Origin of the sequence: Candidatus Litorirhabdus singularis, assembly GCF_026262625.1 — a bacterium.
GTDB lineage: Bacteria > Pseudomonadota > Gammaproteobacteria > Pseudomonadales > Halieaceae > Litorirhabdus > Litorirhabdus singularis.
This window is the reverse complement of record NZ_SHNN01000004.1, coordinates 86,175-109,067: the sequence shown is the minus strand read 5'-3', so window position 1 is coordinate 109,067 and position 22,893 is coordinate 86,175. Positions and strand designations below refer to the sequence as shown.

At 52.6% G+C, this 22,893-nt stretch carries 21 protein-coding genes; 1 reads left to right on the top strand and 20 read right to left on the bottom strand.

Going from position 1 to position 22,893, the window contains the following annotated elements:
• Positions 1-263 precede the first annotated feature (263 nt).
• The 20 genes from EYC98_RS17755 to EYC98_RS17660 all read right to left on the bottom strand — a co-directional run bounded on the left by EYC98_RS17755 (position 264) and on the right by EYC98_RS17660 (position 22,276).
• Positions 264-512, bottom strand: coding sequence for a DUF5676 family membrane protein (locus EYC98_RS17755; protein WP_279246736.1), 249 nt, complete (start codon positions 510-512; stop codon positions 264-266).
• On the bottom strand, positions 509-1,000 hold the full coding sequence (locus EYC98_RS17750; RefSeq protein ID WP_279246735.1) for an ion channel: 492 nt from the start codon (positions 998-1,000) through the stop codon (positions 509-511). Before EYC98_RS17750 ends, EYC98_RS17755 begins: the two co-directional genes overlap by 4 nt.
• The gene (locus EYC98_RS17745) at positions 997-4,191 is read right to left on the bottom strand and encodes an efflux RND transporter permease subunit (RefSeq protein WP_279246734.1); all 3,195 of its coding nucleotides are present in this window, start codon (positions 4,189-4,191) and stop codon (positions 997-999) included. Before EYC98_RS17745 ends, EYC98_RS17750 begins: the two co-directional genes overlap by 4 nt.
• Positions 4,184-5,677 carry an efflux RND transporter periplasmic adaptor subunit gene (locus tag EYC98_RS17740; protein ID WP_279246733.1) on the bottom strand — a complete coding sequence of 498 codons (1,494 nt, stop codon included), beginning with the start codon at positions 5,675-5,677 and terminating at the stop codon, positions 4,184-4,186. Before EYC98_RS17740 ends, EYC98_RS17745 begins: the two co-directional genes overlap by 8 nt.
• Positions 5,670-7,037 carry a TolC family protein gene (locus EYC98_RS17735; RefSeq protein ID WP_279246732.1) on the bottom strand — a complete coding sequence of 456 codons (1,368 nt, stop codon included), beginning with the start codon at positions 7,035-7,037 and terminating at the stop codon, positions 5,670-5,672. Before EYC98_RS17735 ends, EYC98_RS17740 begins: the two co-directional genes overlap by 8 nt.
• Before the next feature lie 5 nt (positions 7,038-7,042).
• Positions 7,043-7,339 (bottom strand): DUF2933 domain-containing protein, encoded by a 297-nt coding sequence (locus EYC98_RS17730; protein ID WP_279246731.1) that lies wholly within the window; start codon positions 7,337-7,339, stop codon positions 7,043-7,045.
• Positions 7,336-7,701 carry a cupredoxin domain-containing protein gene (locus EYC98_RS17725; protein WP_279246730.1) on the bottom strand — a complete coding sequence of 122 codons (366 nt, stop codon included), beginning with the start codon at positions 7,699-7,701 and terminating at the stop codon, positions 7,336-7,338. The genes EYC98_RS17730 and EYC98_RS17725 overlap by 4 nt, the downstream gene beginning before the upstream one ends.
• A 12-nt stretch (positions 7,702-7,713) precedes the next feature.
• Entirely contained in the window at positions 7,714-9,996 is a 2,283-nt protein-coding gene (locus EYC98_RS17720; RefSeq protein WP_279246729.1) for a heavy metal translocating P-type ATPase, read from the bottom strand.
• Positions 9,980-10,447 (bottom strand): MerR family DNA-binding protein, encoded by a 468-nt coding sequence (locus EYC98_RS17715; protein ID WP_279246728.1) that lies wholly within the window; start codon positions 10,445-10,447, stop codon positions 9,980-9,982. Before EYC98_RS17715 ends, EYC98_RS17720 begins: the two co-directional genes overlap by 17 nt.
• 729 nt (positions 10,448-11,176) lie before the next feature.
• Positions 11,177-11,452, bottom strand: coding sequence for an adenine nucleotide alpha hydrolase family protein (locus EYC98_RS17710; protein ID WP_279246727.1), 276 nt, complete (start codon positions 11,450-11,452; stop codon positions 11,177-11,179).
• Between the two features lie 37 nt (positions 11,453-11,489).
• On the bottom strand, positions 11,490-11,687 hold the full coding sequence (locus EYC98_RS17705; protein WP_279246726.1) for a DUF6316 family protein: 198 nt from the start codon (positions 11,685-11,687) through the stop codon (positions 11,490-11,492).
• 95 nt (positions 11,688-11,782) lie between these two features.
• The gene (locus EYC98_RS17700) at positions 11,783-12,115 is read right to left on the bottom strand and encodes a P-II family nitrogen regulator (protein ID WP_279246725.1); all 333 of its coding nucleotides are present in this window, start codon (positions 12,113-12,115) and stop codon (positions 11,783-11,785) included.
• A 40-nt stretch (positions 12,116-12,155) separates the two neighbouring features.
• Entirely contained in the window at positions 12,156-15,296 is a 3,141-nt protein-coding gene (locus EYC98_RS17695) for an efflux RND transporter permease subunit (protein ID WP_279246724.1), read from the bottom strand.
• A 90-nt stretch (positions 15,297-15,386) separates the two neighbouring features.
• A complete protein-coding gene (locus EYC98_RS17690; RefSeq protein ID WP_279246723.1) occupies positions 15,387-16,445 on the bottom strand; it encodes an efflux RND transporter periplasmic adaptor subunit in 1,059 nt (352 codons plus the stop codon).
• A complete protein-coding gene (locus tag EYC98_RS17685; protein ID WP_279246722.1) occupies positions 16,445-17,788 on the bottom strand; it encodes a TolC family protein in 1,344 nt (447 codons plus the stop codon). Before EYC98_RS17685 ends, EYC98_RS17690 begins: the two co-directional genes overlap by 1 nt.
• Before the next feature lie 189 nt (positions 17,789-17,977).
• The gene (locus EYC98_RS17680) at positions 17,978-18,334 is read right to left on the bottom strand and encodes a hypothetical protein (protein ID WP_279246721.1); all 357 of its coding nucleotides are present in this window, start codon (positions 18,332-18,334) and stop codon (positions 17,978-17,980) included.
• Positions 18,335-18,906: 572 nt separating this feature from the next.
• Positions 18,907-19,473 carry a methyltransferase family protein gene (locus tag EYC98_RS17675; RefSeq protein ID WP_279246720.1) on the bottom strand — a complete coding sequence of 189 codons (567 nt, stop codon included), beginning with the start codon at positions 19,471-19,473 and terminating at the stop codon, positions 18,907-18,909.
• A 95-nt stretch (positions 19,474-19,568) separates the two neighbouring features.
• A complete protein-coding gene (locus EYC98_RS17670; RefSeq protein ID WP_279246719.1) occupies positions 19,569-20,459 on the bottom strand; it encodes a cation diffusion facilitator family transporter in 891 nt (296 codons plus the stop codon).
• A gap of 123 nt (positions 20,460-20,582) precedes the next feature.
• A complete protein-coding gene (locus EYC98_RS17665) occupies positions 20,583-21,242 on the bottom strand; it encodes a class I SAM-dependent methyltransferase (RefSeq protein WP_279246718.1) in 660 nt (219 codons plus the stop codon).
• A gap of 137 nt (positions 21,243-21,379) precedes the next feature.
• Complete coding sequence (locus tag EYC98_RS17660) at positions 21,380-22,276, bottom strand: cation efflux transmembrane domain-containing protein (RefSeq protein WP_279246717.1); 897 nt, start codon at positions 22,274-22,276, stop codon at positions 21,380-21,382.
• A gap of 75 nt (positions 22,277-22,351) precedes the next feature.
• Between EYC98_RS17660 and EYC98_RS17655 the strand changes: the two genes are divergently transcribed.
• The gene (locus EYC98_RS17655; protein WP_279246716.1) at positions 22,352-22,762 is read left to right on the top strand and encodes a Cd(II)/Pb(II)-responsive transcriptional regulator; all 411 of its coding nucleotides are present in this window, start codon (positions 22,352-22,354) and stop codon (positions 22,760-22,762) included.
• Positions 22,763-22,893: the final 131 nt, after the last annotated feature.

Sequence of the window (22,893 nt, the reverse complement as noted above, 5' to 3'; positions counted from 1 at the left end):
TATCCAACACCTTCATTCCATCGCCAAATTCAGCCTTTTCAATCAGAGTTCGTTTTACGAACGTGTCCCTGGTTGTAAGCTGAACAACTGGATCATAGATTGATGTCAGCCAGTCGAATCCCAATGCAGGCACATAATCATCGGGTAAATCCGCTCTATTTCCCATACTTTCACCAATTTCGCTCACGCGTTATTTGTCTTCTGCATCAAACAGAAAGAGACGCTACACTTCAGTTTTCTAGGATCCCTAGAGTTGCTAGATATCAAAGGCGGATATATATTGCTGCCAGCACACCACCTGCAATTCCGGCGACAACACTCCAGCTCACCAATCCAATGCAAAAGCCCGTCCAATTCATGGCCCAATTCATCTGTGAGATTTCTATGTGCAACATGTAACCTGTCATTTGCCACATGGCTTCAGGCAAAATAGCGACCAGTGCGCTACAAGCTATCCATAGAAATGCTGCTGTTGCCGCGCTCGCTACGGCAAATTTTTTCGGATAGATCATTGTTTTTCTCCTTTCTCGGTGACCAATGTTACGTCCACATGCTGAATTGATGTGGCGCAATGATTTTCCCAAGGCCACAGACGCCCCATTGCCAGAAATGTGAATGATGCGGACCAGGTGATTAGTAGAAAACCGCTGAGGGCTTCCATGGCTGTGATGAAACGAATGTGCCCCTGAGGTTCGATGTCTCCCAGTCCAAGCGTGGTGTAGATCACGCCTGAGTAGTAGAGAAAGCTCATCGCGTCTGTTACCGCCGCGCCCTCGAAAACGCCCAAATCAAGAAAAGACACCGACATACCATAGGTAAAGGCGTAGATTCCAATCTCGGCGATGTGGACAAGGAAGAGCGTCACGACGATTACAAGCACCAGGGCCTGCGTCGATAGCCCGAGCCGTGGACCCCTTGAACCGAGCCAAAGCAACACGCGGTAGTGAAATAGAAATGTCAGCGAAACCAGTCCAAATGCGAGCAGCATGGCGGCTATCATGGCGCTGCTCCTACGACACCATCTTCTGACTCCGGCTCGGATTGATCGACAATAACCCGCCGCGTTTCCTGGAATTGTAGAACGAAGCTATAGATCACCGGCAGCACCAGAAGATTGAGTATCATGACTGTTAGCATGCCGCCTAACATGGGAGCGGCAATTCGGTGCGTAACATCTGATCCGGTACCGCTACTCAGCATAATCGGTATCAGGCCAGCCATGGTAGAAATTGCCGTCATGGCCACTGGTCTGACGCGCTTTGAAGTAGCGCTCAGTACTGCGTCTCTGACCTCTTCCAATGTGAGACGCCTACTGCTTTCTTTTCTGCGTAGGGCAATTTCTGTATCGATAAAGCTCAACACCAGAACGCCAATCTCCGCCGCCATTCCAGCGAGCGCGATGAACCCGACCGCCACGGCAACAGACATGTTGTAGTCATTAAAGTAGATGAGCCATATGCCTCCTATCAGCCCAAAAGGGATCGACATCATCACAACTACAGGTTCGATGACATTTCTGAAATTGAAGTACAGTAGCAAAAAGATGATAAAGAGCGTCGCTGGCGCAACGATACTCAGCCGTTTAGCCGCTCTTTCCATGTATTCAAACTGACCTGACCATGTGAGTGTATAACCAGCTGGGACGTTCACCTGCTGATTGATTACCCCTTTGGCCTTGCTGACAAAACCACCAATATCCGAGGTAGATATATCGACATATATCCAGGCATTGGGCCTTGCATCCTCGCTTTTTATGACTGGCGGCCCCCTTGTGTAGCTGATGTCAGCCACGAGAGAGAGGGGTACTTGGGCCCCTGTTGGGGTGGGTATGAGTACGCGCTTGAGCGTCTCCATGTCATCCCTCAGTTCTCTCGGATAGCGCAGATTTACTGGATATCGCTCAAGGCCTTCGACCGTTTCGGTAATGTTCATACCGCCGATGGCGCTTTGAATCACGTCTTGCACCGCGCCGACGGTCAGCCCATAGCGCGCCGCACTTTCTCGGTGGATATCGAAATCCAGGTAATACCCTCCTACAGCGCGGTCACCGAAGGCCGATGTCGTTTCGGGAAGTGTTTTCATGGCCTGCTCGATATCCTGCGAGACCTCCTGCAGGACGTTGAGGTCCGGGCCCGATACCTTTATGCCGATAGGCGTTTTGATGCCGGTGGAAAGCATATCGATTCGGGTTTTTATCGGCATAGTCCACGCGTTTGCTAGACCTGGAAATTGAATCGCGGCATCCATCTCGCTCATCAGTTCTTTCGTCGTCTTTCCTGGATCTGGCCACTCATCTTTTGGCCTCAATCGAACCGTGGTTTCAATCATCGCCAGCGGCGCAGAATCTGTCGCCGTTTCTGCTCGCCCCACTTTGCCAAACACGTGATGGACTTCCGGGAATGTCGTGAGGATCTTATCTGTTTGCTGTAAAAGCTCTTTGGCTTTGGTAATGGAAATACCGGGGAAGGTGGTCGGCATATAGAGAATATCGCCCTCATCCAACGGTGGCATAAACTCACTCCCCAGCTTTGAGTAGGGGTAATACGTTGCCCCAAGGAGCGCCAGGGCGCACACGACGGTTACGACGCGCCAGCGCATCGCCGTTTTCAGAACCGGCCGGTGAAGCGCATGAAGCGCTCGATTTAGCGGGTTCTTGTGTTCCGCAATGATTTTGCCTCGCAGGAAGTAGCCCATCATTACCGGTACCAGCGTGATAGCTAGTATCGCGGAGGCTGCCATTGCATAGGTCGCCGTGAATGCCAGGGGGCTAAAAAGCCTACCCTCTTGTGCCTGCATAGTGAAAATCGGCAAGAACGATACGGTAATAACTAAAAGCGAGAAAAACAGCGCAGGGCCAACCTCCTGGCAGGATTCACCGATCGTCCTCCAGCGTTCATCTATCGTAAGCTCACTACTCTTGGCATCGCGCGCTATCGCAAGTCGGCTGTGGGCGTTCTCGACCATGACAATCGCCCCGTCCACCATGGTCCCGATCGTGATGGCGATACCGCCCAGCGACATGATATTGGCATTCAGGCCCTGCAGACGCATGACAATGAACGCCATCAATACACCCAGCGGCAATGTGATAATGACCACGAATGCGGAACGGGCATGCAGCAGGAACAGAATGACCACAATGCTTACGATCACCAGTTCCTGCATGAGGGAGGTATTCAGGCTTTTGACTGCGCGTTCAATCAGGTCGCCACGATCATAGACCGGGACGATCTCAACACCGTCGGGAAGTCCTGCTTTGAGCTCCTCTAGCTTTTCCCGCACTGCTTGAATCGTTGCCAGTGCGTTCTCACCAAAGCGCATAATGACAACGCCGCCCGCGACCTCGCCCTCGCCATTCAGATCGACAAGCCCGCGCCGCAGCTCGGGACCGATCTGGACGTGGGCAACATCTCGCAAGCGGATTGGGGTGCCATTCTGATCCACGGAAACCGGTATCGCGTTAAGGTCCTCTATGGACTGGATATACCCAAGGCCGCGCACCATGTACTCGGTCTCAGCCATTTCCACTAATCGACCCCCCACGTCTTTGTTGGACGTCTTGATCGCCATTCGGACTTTTTCGAGCGGGATGTTATAGCGAAGCAAGGCATTCGGATCGACCTCGACCTGGTACTGTTTGACATACCCGCCTACAGAGGCCACTTCTGATACGCCATTGACCGTCTGCAACGGGTAGCGCAAATACCAATCCTGCAAAGATCGAAGCTCAGAGAGGTCGTGTTTACCGGTTCTATCGACCAATGCGTATTCATAAACCCAGCCCACGCCCGTAGCGTCGGGACCCAGCGTGGGTGTTACGCCTTTAGGTAATCGGCCACTGACATAGTTGAGAGATTCCAGCACGCGGGAGCGTGCCCAATACATATCCGTTCCATCTTCAAAAATGATGTAGACAAACGACAGGCCAAAAAACGAATAGCCACGCACAACCTTGGTATCAGGGACCGCGAGCATCGAGGTCGTCAGCGGGTAGGTGACCTGGTCCTCTACAACCTGCGGGGACTGACCGGGATATTCGGTGAATATGATGACCTGAACATCCGACAGGTCTGGAATCGCATCAAGAGGCACATTCTTGTAGGCAAATATGCCGACCGCCCCAATAATAAACGTAGCTACGAGAACCATGAATCGGTCGCGAAGCGAGGCATTGATGATCGCCTTAATCATGATTCATGCCCCCGTGTATATCCTCGTCCATCTGGTGTTCTGTCTCCATATCCATTTCATGAGACATGCCAGTATGATCAGAGTGGTCGCTTTGTGTGTTAGCGTCACCGGCCTTGAGCGCTTCCATCATCTTCGCGGTGGCTTCGCGCAATTTGGACTCAGAATCAACGAGGAATTGCGCGGATGTGACCACTTCCTCACCAGCGCTTACGCCATCAATCACTTCAATGCGACCGTCTGATTCAACGCCAAGCCTGACTGTTCTGGGTTCAAATTTTCCGGGCTCTCTTACAACAAATATCTGCGGACTTCCTCCTGATCGAACTACGGCTTCTGAGGGTACGACAACAGATTCCTCGCGGGTATCGGACAGTATTCTGACTTCTGAGAACATGTCCGGGCGTAGCAACAGGTCGGTGTTATCAAACACCAGTCTAACTTTGGTGGTTCTGGTCTTGGCTTCGGAATAGGGATAGATGTAGGCAACCTCGCCTCTGAAGGTCTTCCCCGGCACGGACGTGAGGGTCATTTCGACCTCATCGCCAACGTTCACCCATGGAATTTCGTTTTCGTAAATATCCGCTAGTACCCATACCCGCCTGAGATCCGCGAGCATATACAGCTCCGTCTGAGGGCTCACATGCTGGCCTTGGCGCGCCCCGATACGCAGCACGGTCCCATCGACTGGTGAATGGATATGTATCGTCTTCTTTACTTCTCTGGTCTGTTCGAGCTCGCGAATCTGATGCTCGGGCACATCCAGGAACTGAAGTCGTTCACGGGAGCTCCTCGCGAGATCCTTAGCCCCCTGACGGATTTCCTCAATCGGGCTCTCACCTAGCGCTTTGAGATTGTTCAAAGCAAGCAGATACTCCTGCTGAGTGGACACCAGCTGGGGTGAATAGATACTGAGCAGTATGTCGTCCTTCGTGACGGTTTCCCCGGTTTTATCGACCCGCAGTTCTTCGATCCATCCCTGGACTTTGGGGTGAAGCCGTGCCATACGTTCTTCATCAAAATCTACGCGGCCAACGGTGCGGAGGGTTCGGCTTATCGATTCGGACTTTGCAGTAGCCGTTCTTACCCCAATGTTCTGGACGATCACAGGATCAATACTGACCGTCCCGACAACATCGCTGCTCTCCCCTTCGGCATAGACGGGCACGTAATCCATGCCCATCGAGTCCTTCATCGGTGTGGGAGAGGTCACAGATGGATTCATGGGGTTTCTGTAGTAGAGTATTTCGCGTTCGGCCTTTGGTTTCTCTTGTTCCGCATAGACCGGGATGTAATCCATACCCATCGAATCCTTCGCTGGTACCGGCGATGTCACGTTTGGATTCATGGGGTTACGGTAATACAGAGGTTCTTCCACGTTCCCGGCAGCCACCGGCTGGCCTTGGCTTTTCCCCTGGGAGAGGAAGTACCCTGCCGCGAGACCGACCCCAAGCATCATGACCCCTACAATTGCGGTTGTCTTATTCATAGATAGATCCCTTTCCTACTGCGGCTTCCAGACGCGCAAGCGCCTGCCTGGCTTCACTGACTGATTTCCAGTACAAAAGCTCGTAGTTAAACAATGTCATTTGGCTTCGTACCAGATTGAGAAAGTCGACTTCGCTGACCTGATAGGCGGCAAGCATTGACTGAACCGTCTGCTCGGCCTGAGGAATAATTCCTTTCGCGAACAACTCATATTGCTCTCGCGATCTTTGGTAATCCGTTGCAGCACCGGCAATGGCGGCTCTCACCACGCCCTTTTCGTCAATAAGTGCGTACTGATTTCTAGCCAGTTCAGCGTTTTTCTGAGAGATCGCTCGCGATTGCCTGCGGCCCGCGTAGAGCGGTATTTTGGCTCCGACCATGACAGAGAAAAGGTCTGCGCGAGAGCCTCCCATGAAAGGCGGGTTGTCCCCGGTCCTTTCGCCGTACATTACCCCGAGCTTGAAGTCTGGATACCTGTCCCTCTCGGCCAGTGCTAAACGTGAGCGGGCGGCCTCGACTTGTATTTCCCTTTCTTTTAGCTTTGGTCGCGCATCGTCGGCAAGCTCGAACAGCGCTGCTTCGCTCAGAATGTCTGGCATTCCTCGGTATTGGGGTGCAACAAGAGAAATCTGGTCGCTAGCCGGTCTGTCCATGAGCGTATTAAGCTTGATGGCCTGGTGCTTTCTCAGAGCCACGAGTTTGATACCCTGATCCATCAACTTAGACAGCTCTAATTGTGCGAGCAAAATATCCTGCTGTAGACCCTTGCCGGTTTCATACTTGGTCTTCGCTACCGAGATAAATTGCCGCAGGAGTTCCTTGTTTTTCTCGAGTGTTTCAAGCGCTCGGTCAAGGTAGTAGATCTGCCACCACGTCGTTTTTACTGAGTTGGCGAGACGCACGCGCATTTCGTCGACCGAATATCCAGCAGCGACTGCCTCGAATGTCGCGGCTTCTTCCTTGAGATCCAGCTTTCCGGGAAACGGAAATACCTGGCTGAAACCGAACTGGAGCTGCGTCATACCCTCCTGGTCCCGATCAAAGCTGTCGGTCGGAAAGTTCATCGCGTTGAGGTTAACCATCGGGTCTGGCAGGGTGCCCACCTGACTAGGCACTTCCTGCATCGCTTCATAACGCATCTGCATGGCGGCTAAGCTAGGATTGTCCTCAAGAGCAACAACTACAGCAGCTTGCACCGTGAGGTCCGATGTACCCCGATCACTCTGCGAAGCCCCCGCGCTAATTGGCACCAATAGCATCACGCACCAAACGAGCAATCTGACTTCTACCGGGAATCCCAAAAAGGGTATACCGACGCGCCTGGCCCGGGCGGCAACCATTTTGGATTGGAAACTAAACATGCTGGCTATTCCTTTCTCGTTGTACTGTTTTCTGGCTTTGGTTCACCCTCAGGTAGAGACTGGCTTGGAGCTGATTGGCCAGGCTCTTCCATTGCCGTGTTTCCACTTTGCTTATGCGAATGCCCACCATGCATAAATATATGAATGACTGGGCAGAGTAAGAAAATGGCATAGGGCAAGAAGTGGGTAAGATGCGAGTGATGTTCGATCCATAGATAGTAAAGCCCTGCCCCCGCTATAGACGCAATAAAGATGCTTTTAGTCGTGAACCATTGCTTTGATTTATGCTGGCTGCTGTTCATTTCTCGTTCTCCTCTACAATCAGATCGCCCCGATACATCTGCATCTGGCAAGTGAATGGATATTCGCCAGAAGGCAACGCAGGCAGCGTGACTTCTGAAACTTTTCCAACCGGCAAGTCTTTGCTGATATCTAGATCCGCGAATACAACAACCGCTGAACATGGCGACTCATCTTCTCTTAGGAACTTCAAGGTTGCGGGTTTCCCCGGAGGGATAGACAGGCGCGCGGGATCGTAAGTGCCGTTGGCGACAAGTATCACTGTGTCGCCACCGATGTCTGAGGCGGCTTTAGGCTTGTACAGCCAGAACCACCACACAATGAGTGCGATCACGATCAGTCCTGCTACATTGACTAACATCATCCTAAATTCTCCTCATGCTGCGCTCGCCTTGAATAGGCGGAGCCGGTTGGCGTTGGTAACAACGGTAAGAGATGAAAACGCCATCGCTGCTCCAGCGATAACGGGATTCAAAAGGATGCCGATAAAGGGATACAGGACACCGGCAGCAACGGGAACACCCGCTACGTTGTAGATAAACGCGCCAACGAGATTCTGCTTGATGTTTGCCATCGTAGCCTTACTGACTTCGATAGCATCGGCCAGACCATGTAATGAACCACGCATCAGCGTGATATCGGCGCTCTCAATGGCCACGTCTGTTCCGGTTCCGATCGCAAACCCAACATTCGCGAGCGCCAGCGCAGGAGCATCATTGATACCGTCGCCGGACATACCCACGATTTCGCCCCGGGCCTGCAATTCAGAGATTTTTTCAGATTTTTGTCCGGGCAGGACTTCTGCGTAGAACTCCTCGATGCCAACGCGCTGCGCTACCGCCTTGGCGGTGTCGCGATTGTCCCCGGTGAGCATAATGATGCGAACACCGTCCTCTTTGAGACGATTAATCGCCGATATGGAATCTTCCTTAATGGGATCTTCTACGGCGATGATAGCGTCGAGCCGACCGTCCACGCTGAAGTACATAGGTGTCTGGGCTCGGGCAGCCATAGCCTGCCCCTTAGCCACAGAGTCACCCAGCTCTATGCCATGCTTGTTCATGAGACGCTCGTTTCCAAAGAGCAACTCATGAGCGCCAACTTTACCGCTCACGCCGTGCCCGGCGATGGCTTTGAAGGACTCGACTTTTTCAATGGAGATACCGCGTTCCTTGGCTGAAGCGACGATCGATTGTGCAAGCGGATGCTCCGAGCCGGATTCCAGGCTGGCCGCTAGCGAGAGAACATGCTCTTCCAGGCCTCCTGCAACAAGCTCGATCTCCGTTACTCTTGGTTGCCCCAACGTAATCGTCCCGGTTTTATCCAGTACCATGGCCGATAGCTTTGATGCAGTTTGCAAGGCCTCCCCGTTACGAATGAGTACGCCTGCTTCTGCCGCCTTCCCCACGCCCACCATGACCGACATCGGTGTGGCTAGCCCCAATGCGCAGGGGCAGGCAATAATCAGGACAGTGGTTGCGCAGACAATCGCGAACGCCAAACGCGGCTCCGGCCCGAAGTTCAACCAAACCAACGCGCTCAGTACGGCTATGATCATCACGACAGGCACAAAGTAGGCAGATATCACATCAGCCAATCGACCAATCGGCGGCTTGGAGTTCTGTGCTCGCTTCACCATTTGGATGATTTGTGCAAGCGCCGTGTCTTTGCCCACCTTTGTCGCCTCGAAGATGACAGTTCCACTCCGATTTATTGTTCCCGCAACAACGGTATCGCCAGGCCCCTTTTCAATGGGCATAGGCTCACCGGTAAGCATAGATTCATCGATAGTCGTGTGACCCTCGAGTACAACACCATCCACAGGAAGCTTCTCGCCGGGGCGAACGCGCAGATGCTCACCCAAAGCGACACTCTCAATCGCTACGTCTAGTTCTTGCCCTTCGCGAATGACACGCGCGAGTTTGGGCTGCAAACCAATCAATCGCTTGATCGCTAGAGACGTCTTACCCCTTGCTCGAATTTCCAGCGCCAGGCCAAGGTTAATAAGACCGATAATCATGGCCGTGGCTTCGAAATAGACATGCCGGGCCATTTCGGGAACGATGTCGGGAAACAGCACGACAAACATGGAGTAGATCCAGGCCGTCCCAGTGCCAAGCGCTATCAGCGTGTCCATATTTGCCGAATGATTAAGGAAGGATTTCCACGCGCCGACATAAAAATGCTTGCCTGCCCAGTACATGACAACAAGCGTTGCAACACCTACTGAAAGCCAGGCCAAACGCTGGCCCGGAGAGTTGACGCTCATTTCTCCGATAAAGAGTCCGTAGACCATAAGCGGGACACCCAACGAGAGGGCGGCCCATGTTTCTCGCAGAAGCCTGCGGTAATACACCTCGTCTGATTTTTCCTGCTCGTCAATGCTATCCCGATCAGAGGGGTCACCCGCCATTTTTGCGGTGTAGCCAGCAGACTCAATCGCTTTAATCAGCGAGCTTCCCTCTACATGGCCGGTTACCGCCACACTTCGTTGCGCAAGGTTCATAGCGGCATCCTTAACGCCCGGCACAGCCTTTAACGCACGCTCGATTTTGTCGACGCAGCTCGCACATGACGCATCAATAACGTTCAGGTAGATCGGGTGCGAACCGCCGCCGTCAGATTGGCGTGTGTCTTTTTGCTCAACGGGCTTGTTCATGTTGCGTCTCTTGGGTTTTAGTCTTTTCGGCAGGCTCAGTTACCAAGGCCTGCCAAGTTTCGATCAGATGACAGATCGAATCGCCCGAAGGCATGCGGTCTGGCAACTCGCGCCATTTATCGCAGGCTACTTCCAGCCGGGATACCAGACGCTGTGATTCAGCAACTTCTTCTCGTATCTCTGAGAGTCGCTTTTGGATGAGTTCTCGAACGAGAGGACAGGGTGTGTCGCCTTGTTCTGCGGTATGCAGGATTTGTCCAATTTCTTTAAGGCTGAAACCCAGTTTCTTGGCCGATAGGATGAAGGCAAGCTTGTTTTCCTGCGCCAAATCGAAGTATCGATAGCCATTGATCTCACTACGTAGCGGGCGAAGTAGTCCCAGTTTGGTGTAATGCCGGACCGCGTCCGGACTGACTCCATACTGTCTCGCAACGGCTGTGACTGTTCTCATTTTCTGCATCTTTCGCTAGTGACTACGGGCTTCCGTGACGGTTATCAATCTCGCTTTCACACAAGATATGGCTCGTAATCAACACTTAGGATATTCGCTGAGATTAGCGTACAACCTAGGAGTAACACCTAGGTCAATGGTCTAAGCCAACAAAGTTTCTTCAGGCGAGCGCTGGCGCGCTCTAAGAGGGGTCAAGCGTGTTTCGGGGGGTGGAAAATGCGGGTGAGACGGCCTTGAATTAGGGCATCATTGCTTCCGACAGCACGAACAGGCGTGTGTTGCGCGAGCTTCGGCATCAATTGGTTAACTACTGCAGGACTACTAAAAGAACAGGAAGAGGCACAGACACTACTCGCACATCCATCTTCACAATCGGCGCAATCCATTGAATTTTGAACTTCGTCTACCATGTCATGGCAGGGAGGGGCATCGTCGTCGTTTATAGCGTGGTGAGAAGCCATGGCGTCAACGCTATCAATGACCACGACGGCTGTAGAAGAACTGTCTGCAGGCATTAGATCGGGCACGGCAGCCGTCAGAGGTTGAAGAACCAACCCCCAAATCATCAGCGCCATTACGATCTTATGCAGCATATATTTTCTCTCCTTATCTAATACAAGCACAAATGCGGCGATTTAGGCAAGTCTAAACCGCAACTGCCCCTATTTTGGCTCGCATCGCCGCAAGGGTACAGTAGCTACCCCACCCTATTTTTCGCGGCGCGCTCATTCACCTTTTTCTGTACCTCTGCCATAGCGGCCTGAAGCGCCCCAAGGTGACCAGCTGAGCATTGACCACGTTCAATTTATCAATCGTCTGGAGAATGTTCTCCAGCTCTTCCCTCAGATCAGACTGGGCCTCTGGCATCGCCTTCAGGCTCGCCTCATTTTCTACAAGTTCACCTTTCAATGGGGCCAGTCGCTCGGCGCGCTCAGAAACTCTGGCGTCGAATAGGCCCCCGCTACGATTCACGATGGCCTCTTGATAGGCGGCAGCATTGGTCATAACCGGCGCCAGAAGCATTCTACAATGCGCTAGGCTGTTACCGGTCCGGTTCCTCGGCCGCCATCTTTTCTCCAGTTCCCAAAAAATGGACAAGGTGTTTCTTTGCACTGTCCTTGGTTGCGAATGGACCCACATTGGCGCCCTCTCGGGTCAGGTAGTACCACAGCCCATTGATACGGTGGATGCGCTCGGCATGAAAATGTACCCCGGTAGGCGGGTCAGTACTGCGTTGCATAGTTGTCTCCTCCACTCCATCTCGTTTGCTAGCGATATCTACGGCTATCACAGGTGGTCACCGCCTGGCCTATCTGTACCCGACCCGCTTTGCGTTTACTTAGGCCCGCCATCATGGCCTCCTATTGGAAGAGCCTCTTCAATCGGGCTAACGTAGACCCAACCCGAGGTATTCGACCCGATTCGGCCCGCTTGCCTGATAGTATCGGTTGCTAAATCGACGTCGGCGTCATCGCAAACGAGCGAAACTCTCACTTCGGAAATGATCGCCAGCCGCACCTCAGCCGAGTAAGCCTGCTCCGACTCAGACAGGGGCTTCAAAGTCCCTTTGACATCAAGCAGCGTAATATTAGAAAAACCGGCATCGCTCAGTGCGTCCACTACTGCCGCTGAACGGATGTGGTGTACAAAAGCTTTGATTTGTTTCATAGATACCTCGATAAAGTGTTTGCGTGAGTCCACATCCGTGTCACGGTGTAACCACCTCCTCGCCAAGAGCCTCCGTTCTTGGTTTCCGATAGGCCATTCGATAGAGACCGGGCAATACAATGAGCGTTAAAAGGGTCGAGGACATGATCCCGCCGATGACCACTGTCGCCAGAGGACGCTGAACCTCCGCGCCGGTGCTGGTATTGAGCGCCATGGGCAAAAACCCCAGTGCCGCAACCAGGGCGACCATCAGAATGGGGCGCAATCTGAGCAATGCCCCGTCGTGTATCGAAGTATCGATATCCTTGCCGTTCGCGAGGCCGTCCCGAAAGGCGGACACCATCATGACGCCCGTCAGGACCGAGACCCCGCACAGAGTGATGAATCCAACCCCAGCAGTAATTGATAGGGGGATATCACGCAGCCACAGCGACACGACACCTCCCGTCAGCGCCAGTGGCACCCCGCTGAACACCAGCGCCGCGTCTTTCGCCGAGCCAAAGGTCATCATCAACAGCGCGAATATCATTACCAGCGTCACCGGCACCAACAGACTGAGTCGTTTCGTGGCCGATTCCAGTTGCTCGAACGTACCGCCGTAGCTCAACCAGTAGCCGGGCGGTATTTTTACTTGCTCATCCAGTTTCTGCTGGACTTCGGCTACAAAACCGGCCAGGTCGCGACCGCGTACATTGGCGCTGACCACCAGGCGCCGCTTGCCATTCTCACGGGAAATCTGGTTCGCGCCGGGTGCGAGTGTCAAGCTGGCTACCTCACCCAATGGCACATAGCCACCCTGTGGCAGCGGTATGGGCAAACGCTCCAGCGCGTTCAAATCGCTACGCAACCGTTCCGTCAGCCGCACCACGATTGCAAACCGCCGATCGCCTTCGAACACCAGGCCCGCATCCTCCCCACCGGTGGCAGCGGCGAGAACATCCTGAACATCGGCAACATTGAGACCATAGCGGTACAAGGCCTTTCGATTCGATTCGACAGACAGGATTGGCAAACCCGAGACCTGCTCAACCTTCACGCCTTCCGCACCGGGAATAGTGTTAATCACCTCCGCGATTTCATTTCCCGACCGGAGCAACTGAGACAGATCGTCACCAAACACTTTAACCCCGAGATCAGAGCGCACACCCGAAATTAACTCGTTGAATCGCAATTGAATCGGCTGGCTGATTTCAAAGGCATTGCCGGACAATAACGCCAGTTTCGCCTGTATTTCATCCAGCAGCCGTGCCTTGGTTTTGTCTGGATCTGGCCATTCTTCCCGGGACTTCAGCATGACATAGCCGTCAGAGATATTGGGGCCCATCGGATCACTGGCGACCTCGGCGGTGCCCACTCGCGAAAAATAGGTTTTCACCTCGGGCAATTCGAGTACCGCCTTTTCCAGCTGGAACTGCATCTCGAGCGACTGGGTCAGGCTCGTGCCCGGGATGCGTAAAGCCTGAATTGCGACATCGCCTTCATCCAGGTTGGGAATGAATTCGGCGCCCATCCGCGTGGCCAACCATCCACAGCCCAGCACAAGCAACACAGCGCCCATTAATACCGGTACCCGAAACCGGAGCGCAGCAGCCAGAGTAGGGAGATACAGCCGCTTGGCCGTGCGAACAATGGCATTGTCTTTCTCTTCAATTCGGCCAGTCAGCAGCAATGCGACCGCGGCGGGCACGAAGGTAAGAGAGAGAATCAACGCCGAGACCAGGGCCATGATCACGGCCAGTGCCATCGGGGTGAACATTTTGCCTTCGACACCGGTGAGGGCGAGAATAGGCAAGTTGACCAGGATGACCACCAGCACGCTGATGAGACTGGGCGTGAACACCTCGCGAGTTGCCGCAAATACCGTCTGCAATCGCTCATCGAGCTTGAGAATCCGTCCCAGGTGGTGCTGGCGCTCCGCAAGTCGAAGAATGCAATTTTCAACGATAATGACGGCGCCATCGACGATCAGGCCAAAATCCAGCGCACCCAAACTCATCAGGTTGGCGCTCACTTTCGTTTCAACCATCCCCGTAATCAACATGAGCATGGACAGTGGAATGACCATGGCGGTGAGCAGCGCCGCGCGGACATTACCCAGCATCATCAATAGCACGATGACAACGAGTACAGCCCCCTCCAGCAGATTGGTCTGCACCGTGCTGATGGTCTTGTCCACCAGCACGGTCCGGTTATAGACCGGTTTCGCCGATACGCCATCCGGCAGTGTCTTGTTGATCTCGACCAGCTTTTCTGACACGGCTTCCGACACGGTGCGGCTATTCGCACCCAGCAGCATTACCGCAGTGCCCAGGACGGTTTCCTCGCCATCGAGGGTGGCAGCGCCGGTGCGCAATTGCTTGCCAAAACCCACCTGTGCTAGATCGCCGATAGTCACCGGCACGGAGTCGCGATAGGTGACAATAACCGCCTCAATTGCCGCTATATCAGAAACCTGCCCTGGCGCTCGAATCAGGTACTGCTCACCATTCTTTTCGATATAACCGGCTCCCACGTTGGCATTATTTTTGGGAAGCGCTTCCACCAGGTCATCAAAGGTCAGGCCGTAGGCCAGTAAGCTGGCCGGATCGGGCGTAATATGGAATTCCTTCTCAAAACCGCCGATGGTGTTGATTTCCGTCACACCGGGCACCAGCCGCAGCTGCGGCCTGATCACCCAGTCCTGCAGGGTACGCAGTGCGGTGGCATCGTAGGGTTCGCCATTTTCCTGCCTGGCATCAGGCTCAGCACTGACGACGTAATGGAATATTTCTCCCAGACCGGTGGCGACAGGCCCCATCACCGGTTCAATGCCCGCCGGCATCTCGCTTTTTGCTTGCTGTAACCGCTCGTTGATGAGGTTGCGCGCAAAATAGATATCGGTGCCTTTCTCAAACACGACGGTGACCTGCGACAGGGCGTACCGTGAAAGGGAGCGCGTCTCCTCTACATAGGGCAGCCCGGTAATGGCCAGCTCAACCAGATAAGTGATCCGTTGCTCAACTTCAAGTGGCGAGTAGCCGGGCGCCTCCGTGTTGATCTGCACCTGCACGTTAGTGATATCCGGTACTGCATCGATAGGCAGATTTTGATAGTTCCAGACACCTACTGTGGCCGCTGCCATAACCAGGAACATGACCAACCAGCGGCGGGCGATCGAAAATTGTATCAGTGCATCAATCATACGGAGAACTCGCTACAGGCAAATGGGATACTGATTCGGTGGCGCACCAGAAAGCTGCCTGCCAATCGCTTGTACTCTTTGCTACGGATCTCAGTGCCCATGTTCGGCGTCCTCCTTGCCAAGCTCAGACTTGAGAATAAAGCTGTTTGCCGTTACATATTCCTCCCCTGCTTCAAGCCCCGTCAGGACCTCCCTGAGTTGCCCATCACTGCGGCCCAGCGTTACCGGTCGCGCCTCGAATCCTTCATCACTCGCGACGAAAACAACAGTCTCGTCCCCCATGATCTGGACGGCCTCCTCACGGATAGCAATCGGCACGGCAGTCTCAGACAGAACGACTTCTGCACTCACAAAATGACCTGGCACCCACTGTCGCGCCGGGTTATCAAGCAATACTCGCGCCGTTGTGGTTTGGTTGGCCCGGCTGCCAGTGGGAGATATCGCAATAATCCTGCCTTCGCCGCGAACAGAGGCATCATTATTCGCGATCAATACTCCTTTCCCCACACGGACTTTGGAGAGATCACCCGGAAACACTGCCACATCGACCCAGACTGTGGAGTAATCGCCAATGACAAACATTTCCCTGTCACCGGTCTGCTCGCCCACATTCGCATTGCGCTCAGCTACGATACCCGTCAACGATGCGACGACTGCGTAGGATTTGAGGCTCTCGTTACTTTCAACGGTAGCGAGCGTTTCACCCTGTTTCACGGAATCGCCCACCTGCTTGGTAACCTTGCGAATGACGCCCGGGAACCGCGCCGAGACAGTATGCTCGCGCTCCGCATTGGGCACGATCTGTCCATATAGGGGTAAGGTCTCCCGGATACTCGCAGGACCGACACGATCAATGGCAAATCCAGCATGTTTGATTTGTTCAGGCGTTAGAGGAATATGACCTTCCTCACTGTGAACCTCTTCTTGTTCATGACCATCCGGTGCGGGTGACTCACCATGGGCAGGCTGTATCATCCAAACCAATGCGACTGCCAATATCAGTAGCGTCAGCCAGCGCGGCACGAGGTGATATAGCGGATTTGAATCTGCCGATTCTGCATAGACGGGCGTAGTTATCCAACTCAGCGAAATTGCCAATATGATCAAGTGCAGCCAGGACGTGTTGCGGTATCGTATAAGTGTTTGCATTACTCAGTTTCCTGCTCGGTCTCACTGGAACCAGGTTCCAACGAAGGTAATAGGGGTTCAGACGTCAGTTGTTCGATTGTGGCGCCATTTTGGAGTGAGGCTGCAGCTGCGTCGATCAAGGCATATTCCGCCGAGATCAGCTCCTGCCGTGCGGCCATCCATTCCTGGTATCCGTAACGGCCACTCTCATAGGCCGCCTGGGTCTGCTGCAGCGCACGTGTCAATGCAGGTATCACATCCTCTCGAAGCGAACTCGCGGTCTCAATCCCAAGCCTGCGCTGCTGGTAGGCTTCGAAAAGGCGAGCCCGCAGCGCCAGCATGGCGGATTCACGTCGGACCGAGACTTCATCCCGCGCGGCCCGCGCAGACTGGAGAGCCCCGGCATTACGTCCCGACGTATTCAGGGGAATACTTAGCCCGGCGACCAGCGCTGTATCGTTCGTGTCCTGGAACTGCCGGATACCGACGGACCAGCCAATATCGGTTCTGGATTGCGTTTGGGCGAGTTGCAACTCAGCCTCTCTCAACCGTTCCTCGCTGGCGAAGCTGGTAATCGCTGGGTTTTCTACGGCACGCTGAAAAAGCGCTTCGAAATCACCGATGCTGCCAAGGTTAGCCAGGCTGCCGTCCACCCGTACGAAGTCGGGTTCTACATCGCCCCAGAGCACTGACAGTGACAATCGTGAGGCATGTAAGCGATTTTGCGTGGTTCTCACCTGAAGTTGTGCCTGAGCCAGTTGGGCACGAGCTCTCAGGAGTTCGGCCTCCGGGGCAGCACCGGCCTGGGTGCGGCGCTCCACCGATTCGACTACCTCTGTTGCAAGTGTCCTGGCATTGGCCGCAAGGTCGAGACGAGCCTGCGCGGCGACGACATCAACATAACGACGCGTCACCTCTCCCATCAAATCCAGGGCCAGCGCCTGCCGCTCACCGTCAAAAAGCTTACGCTGTGAATGTACAGCGGCAACCCGCGCATCCCTTTTACCGCCCAGTTCAATTACGGACGAGAGGGCCAGGGTAAACTCAGCACCATCGGTACCATTAAAATCATCGGTGCCGCCGAAATTTTCCGCCTCGGCGCTCAATTCAAGTTGGGGTCGCAGATTCGCGGTTCTAGCCAGTCCTTGTAGACCCAGTTCCCTGAAGCGATAGACCTGAAGTTCTGGATTTTCAGACAAGGCGAGCTGCACCGCCGACCCGAGCGTCATCGTTGTGTTTTGGGATTCATCGGCATGTGCCGGAACCGCCAGTATCGCGGCGAAGAGATAGCCGACCACTGCTCTCGTCGAGCGCCGATAACGCCCCAAGTTGCGGTTATTTACTCCGCAAAAGAATTGATACATCCTGTTAACCCTTATCTACGTCTAGCTATTTGCCTGGCGTGTCGCCAAAACACGCAAGCTCGAAGCTACGCAGCTACCGGTAAACTCTATTCAGAGGGACAGACATCCGGCCGGCAAGTAACCAGCATCGAAAAATATCAAGAAGAGAGCTAAGCAGTAGAGCGCGCTAATCCGCCAAAAATGGCGAAATCAGGCGCTGGCTGGGGGTCTTAGAAGTGGGTCGTAATACAGGAAGTGGTAAGAATCAGAGTATAGTGCTGTAAAATTTGCCCCGTGATATTCCGGTCCAAGCGCTACAACACCGACAAAAGCCAGGGTATGGCAGTGCCCGTGGGCGTGACAGCAATCTGTGTCCACCAGGCCCGGTAAGCCTCGCTCGGCATGCTTTGCTTCACCATTAGTAAAATGGCCCACAAAGCTCTGGTGCTGTGATTCCATAGCCTGATCACCGGAAAACGCCAAATGTTCACCGAGCCCCGCCATAACCGACTGGCAGGTAAACAGCGCCAGAACAAAAATGGCGATATGGCGGCGAAATTTTAGCATTCAGTTTGAACCAGTTTTTTGACCAGGAAACGAAGATCGACCAGAAGCTTACACGATTTCTGGGGGACTGTTAAATATTTCCGTCTGTTTTACTTCCGACGCAGCGGGTATACGGAGCGAGTAAGCGGTCAGGGTAGTGACCCTAAATCCAGCGCCGCACGGCATTGCAATACCGCCCGTACACTTGCCCGCGGCTGCCAATAGACAGTGAGATCGCCTATATCCTTGGGAAATTTCATTCGTAGAATTGGTTGAATGTCACTGTTCACTCCCGCTGGGCTCACTGTGGGTTGCCATACGGTTGCGGGCTCGGCAGCTGCCAAACCTGATGACCCGATCCAGTGTGACTTCGTCCTTTATATCAAATTCCTACGATGCACTACTTCCCACCAATATTATTTCACTGGCTGCTTAAAGAATTCAGTGACAATGTCACTGTGGGTGCGACCAAAAATTGATCTCGGTCAAAATGGCAACAACATTACGATTCCGCAGAGTTACACTATCTCGATTAAAGAAGGCTGACGTTTTCCAGGGGCAGGCCGGGACCTGCCTTACTTGGCTTGCAGTATCTATAAATAACGGTGCACATCCTTTTTGTATTTTTGGTAGGTGTCGCCGTGTTGCTTTGATAGATAGTTCTCTTCGTTACGAACTAGCCTGTGAATCAGTCCAAAACCAATACCTGATAGTATCAGTAACAGCAGGCTCTGCAGGAAAACTGTGTAGGCGGCGAACAGCAAAAGGTAAGCGACAAAGTATGGATTCCTACTGATTCCATAAATGCCAGTTTCTATCAACGTCGTCCGCTGGTCCTCAATCACCCCAACTCGCCATGAGTCACCCAAGTCCTTTAGGGAAGCCCTAGCAATTAGAACGCTGGCGCACATTAAGATCATGCCCAGAGAGTAAGCGGCGATATCCCATGTGGAGGATGATGCAATACCCCCGTCAATCTGGAAAGCCTCAAAAAATGTAAGACCAAGAAAAATAAGAAAGAAACCGATGAATATACTGGCCTCTTTGTTTGTGCCCCGAATTGGTCTTCCCAGTCGACGCCGTAAGATGAAGTTCTTCGCAAAAAACATCCCCTGGTATACTAACTGATGAATGATAATTATTATTACCGATTCATTCATATTATTTCGCCCTTTGCCTGCTGCAAGCTAGCTCTCTTCTCTTTGTTTGTCATCCGAAGGGCCAGATTCGAGCTCGTTTGCTCATTACAGAACGATCAGGCATCGCGACATTCCTCGTCTGCAAATTCAATTTCAATCGTTGTATGATTTAAACCAAATTCGCTTAACCCCTGGTTTATCCGCGCTCGCAGGTCTTTGTGGCTTTTGCTGTTAAGCTCGGGTGACACCACTATGTGCGCTGTTAAGACATGGTGTTCGCCATCAAGAGACCAGAGATGCAAATGATGCACTCCATCTACCTCACCATCAGCTAGCAATGACTGCCTGATATTTTCCAACAGCTTTTTATCTGGAACAGCCTGTAGGAAAAGCTTCAAGGTAACAACGATATTTCTGAACACATTAAACAAGATAAATAGCGTGAAGCCTATAGATAGGACCGGATCGAGAATGGGCCAAGACTTGAATTGCAGCACTATCGATACGATAAGTACCGCAACCCATCCAAGGACGTCCTCAAGCAGATGCCAATTTAGGACACGCTCATTCAATGTTGTGCCGTGACTGAGTTTATATGCTGCGTAGCCGTTCACACTCACGCCTAGTATCGCCAGTGCCAGCATGCCTTCCGCCATCGGCATCACTGGATTTGCCAGGCGGGGAATCGCCTCAGATAACACCCAAATAGAACCGATAAGTAAGACCACTCCATTCAACAATGCGCCAAATAGCGATAGCCTTCGATAACCGTAGGTAAATTCTTTATCCGCACTTCTCCTGCCCAAGCGATTGAGCAGCCACGCACTGCCAATTGACAAGCTATCTCCCAGATCATGCACCGCATCTGCCATGATTGCCGTGCTGTTGGTAAGCCAGCCGCCAACGAACTCTATAATCGTGAAAGCAACATTAAGAAAAAAAGCCAGCCCTATTCGCTCTGAACTGTTGTCCGAAATATTCGAATGATGATGAGAATGTCCGTTCAAAATCTTCCGCCTATTTTTAGGAAATTAATTTCACGCTTTGTCATTGCAATTATACATTCTAACCAGGATCACATGATGTAATTCGGGATATTATCCCTTCAGGGTAGCCCGTTTATATGGTGCCTAGGGCCGGATCGCTGTGTAGATTGATATTGAGCCTGTTGGCGTTGGGATTACCCGGGCCTCAGCTATGCTCGTAAACCCGCTTGTAGCGACTAGCTCTGGCATGCAGCCATTAGCGTTATGCTGCGTATCTTTCACACCATCAATAGCCTGAACGGTGCAGCGAAAGAGCGTTCGCATCAGCGGTGTACGTTGAAGCCCATAGTCTGCAACGTATAACTTTCCGCCAGGCAGCAATAGCTTTCTCGTGGATTCGAGAATATCCCTTTTCGAGTCAAGCGCGGTTTGGTGAAACACGAGGCTCGATACAATCTTTGAGAATCGACCGAGCTGCGCAAGCATATTCGGATGCAAAAAACCGTTATGAAATGTGATATCGACATTGGCAGCGTTCGCCTTTTTTCGTGCTCTGGTAAGTATGGCGGCATCCGGATCAATTCCATGTACTTCACATTCTGTGTTGATCTTTTTCATCCTAATTGCCAAAGATCCAGTGCCGCACCCTACATCCAGAATACGGTCGCTCTGCGAGGGTCTAATTTGCTCGAGCAATTCAGAGCGCCAGGTCTCCTCTCGCGTGAGAGCTCTGACCGCCAAGTCATAAATCGGTGTAAGGGCAGTATAACCAAGCGCCGGAGTAAAATTCTTTTCTTGTGACATGATTCCAGTTTTCTCCCTAGTATAATTAAGGGGCTTACGTGAAAAGTGCGTCCAAGGCGACATCGCCACTCCCGCCTGAGGGACTTTCACGGCAACAACGACTACATGCCTAACCCATTTTTATCTACCCTATTTGTTCATGATTGAAGCTTTAGTATCCGCCTCCCGCCGTTTAGCACGATAACGGCAATAACTAATCCGATAACGAGGTCGGGCGTATTAGAGCCTGTGAGTGCTACGAGAAATCCGGCCAGTATCACGCCGACATTCGCAATGACATCGTTGGCAGAAAAAATCCAGCTTGCCTTCATATGCGCACCTTCATCCTTACTCTTCGCAATGAGTACTAGGCAAAGAACATTTGCAATGAGAGCAACGAACCCAAATGACATCATGAGGGTTGACTCGGGATCACTGCCAAAGACAAATCGTCTGATGACTTCACTCAAAGCCCCGAGTGCAAGAACAACCTGCAGCCAGCCTGCCAGATGAGCTGCCCGAACCTTCAATACCACGCTGCGCCCGACGGCATATAGAGCGATGCCATATACGGCGGCGTCGGCAAACATATCAAGAGAGTCTGCTATAAGACCGGTAGACTGGGCGAGCACACCGACGGAAAATTCCAGTCCAAACATAACCGCGTTAATGGCTAACAGTAGTTTGAGTATGCGAGCTTGTCTTTTGTCGGACGCTTGCTGTTCAGCTTCGGCTTGGTCCACTTCACTGACCTGTGCTGAGCGCTTATCGAGCAACCTCGCGCCCAGTCCGAGAGCCGACAGCCGTTCTTCGATTCCGGATGCTCCCGCAGTGTGATATACACTTAGGCGGCGATTTGGCGTGTCAAAGTTCAAGATCACCGGGGGCTCGATATCTTCCAAAGCCATCAGGATTAGCTGCTCCTCTGAGGGGCAGTCCATTTTAGGCACCTCAAATGTGCTCACGACGCCAGGTGAGCTTTGCGGCTCTTTTACAGATGAAGACTCATTACGGGTGTCGTCATCTTGATTAGAAGTCTCGGATTGGTCTGACATTGTTCTGGCCTTGCTTGGGCAATTGGCTGTACTGTAGTATCTATAGTTACTATAGAGTCAAGGCGCAAAGAATATATGTACAAAATTGGAGAGTTGGCGAGCCGCACTGGCTGCTCGGTGCAGGCTATCCGCTACTACGAAAAAGAGCAGCTGCTTCCGTCGACCCAACGTAGCCAGGGTAATTTTCGTCTATATAATCGCTCCGCGCTGGACAAGGTATTGTTCATAAAGCAGTGCCGGAGTCTTGACCTGTCTATAGCAGAGATCCGACACCTTATTGAACTCAACAATTCGCGGGATATGGGGTGCAATAACGTTTCAGAGTTGGTTGACTCGCATATAGCACAGGTTGAGCTTCGAATGCGTGACCTGGAAGAGTTGCGGCGAAAATTGCTTACTCTTCGTGTTAGCTGCACAGATGATCGCACAATCGAAAAGTGTGGAATTTTACGGAGTTTGTCTACGGCACAGCAAGAAAACGACTAATACCAAGTGGCATTTTATTTTCAATTATCCCCCGGGTTTCGCTGTCTGCTTGCTAAAAATGGCCTCCCAAAAGCCATGTCACCAATAAATGCTAATACGCATTAAAATCAGGGCGCTATTTTGATTGTCAG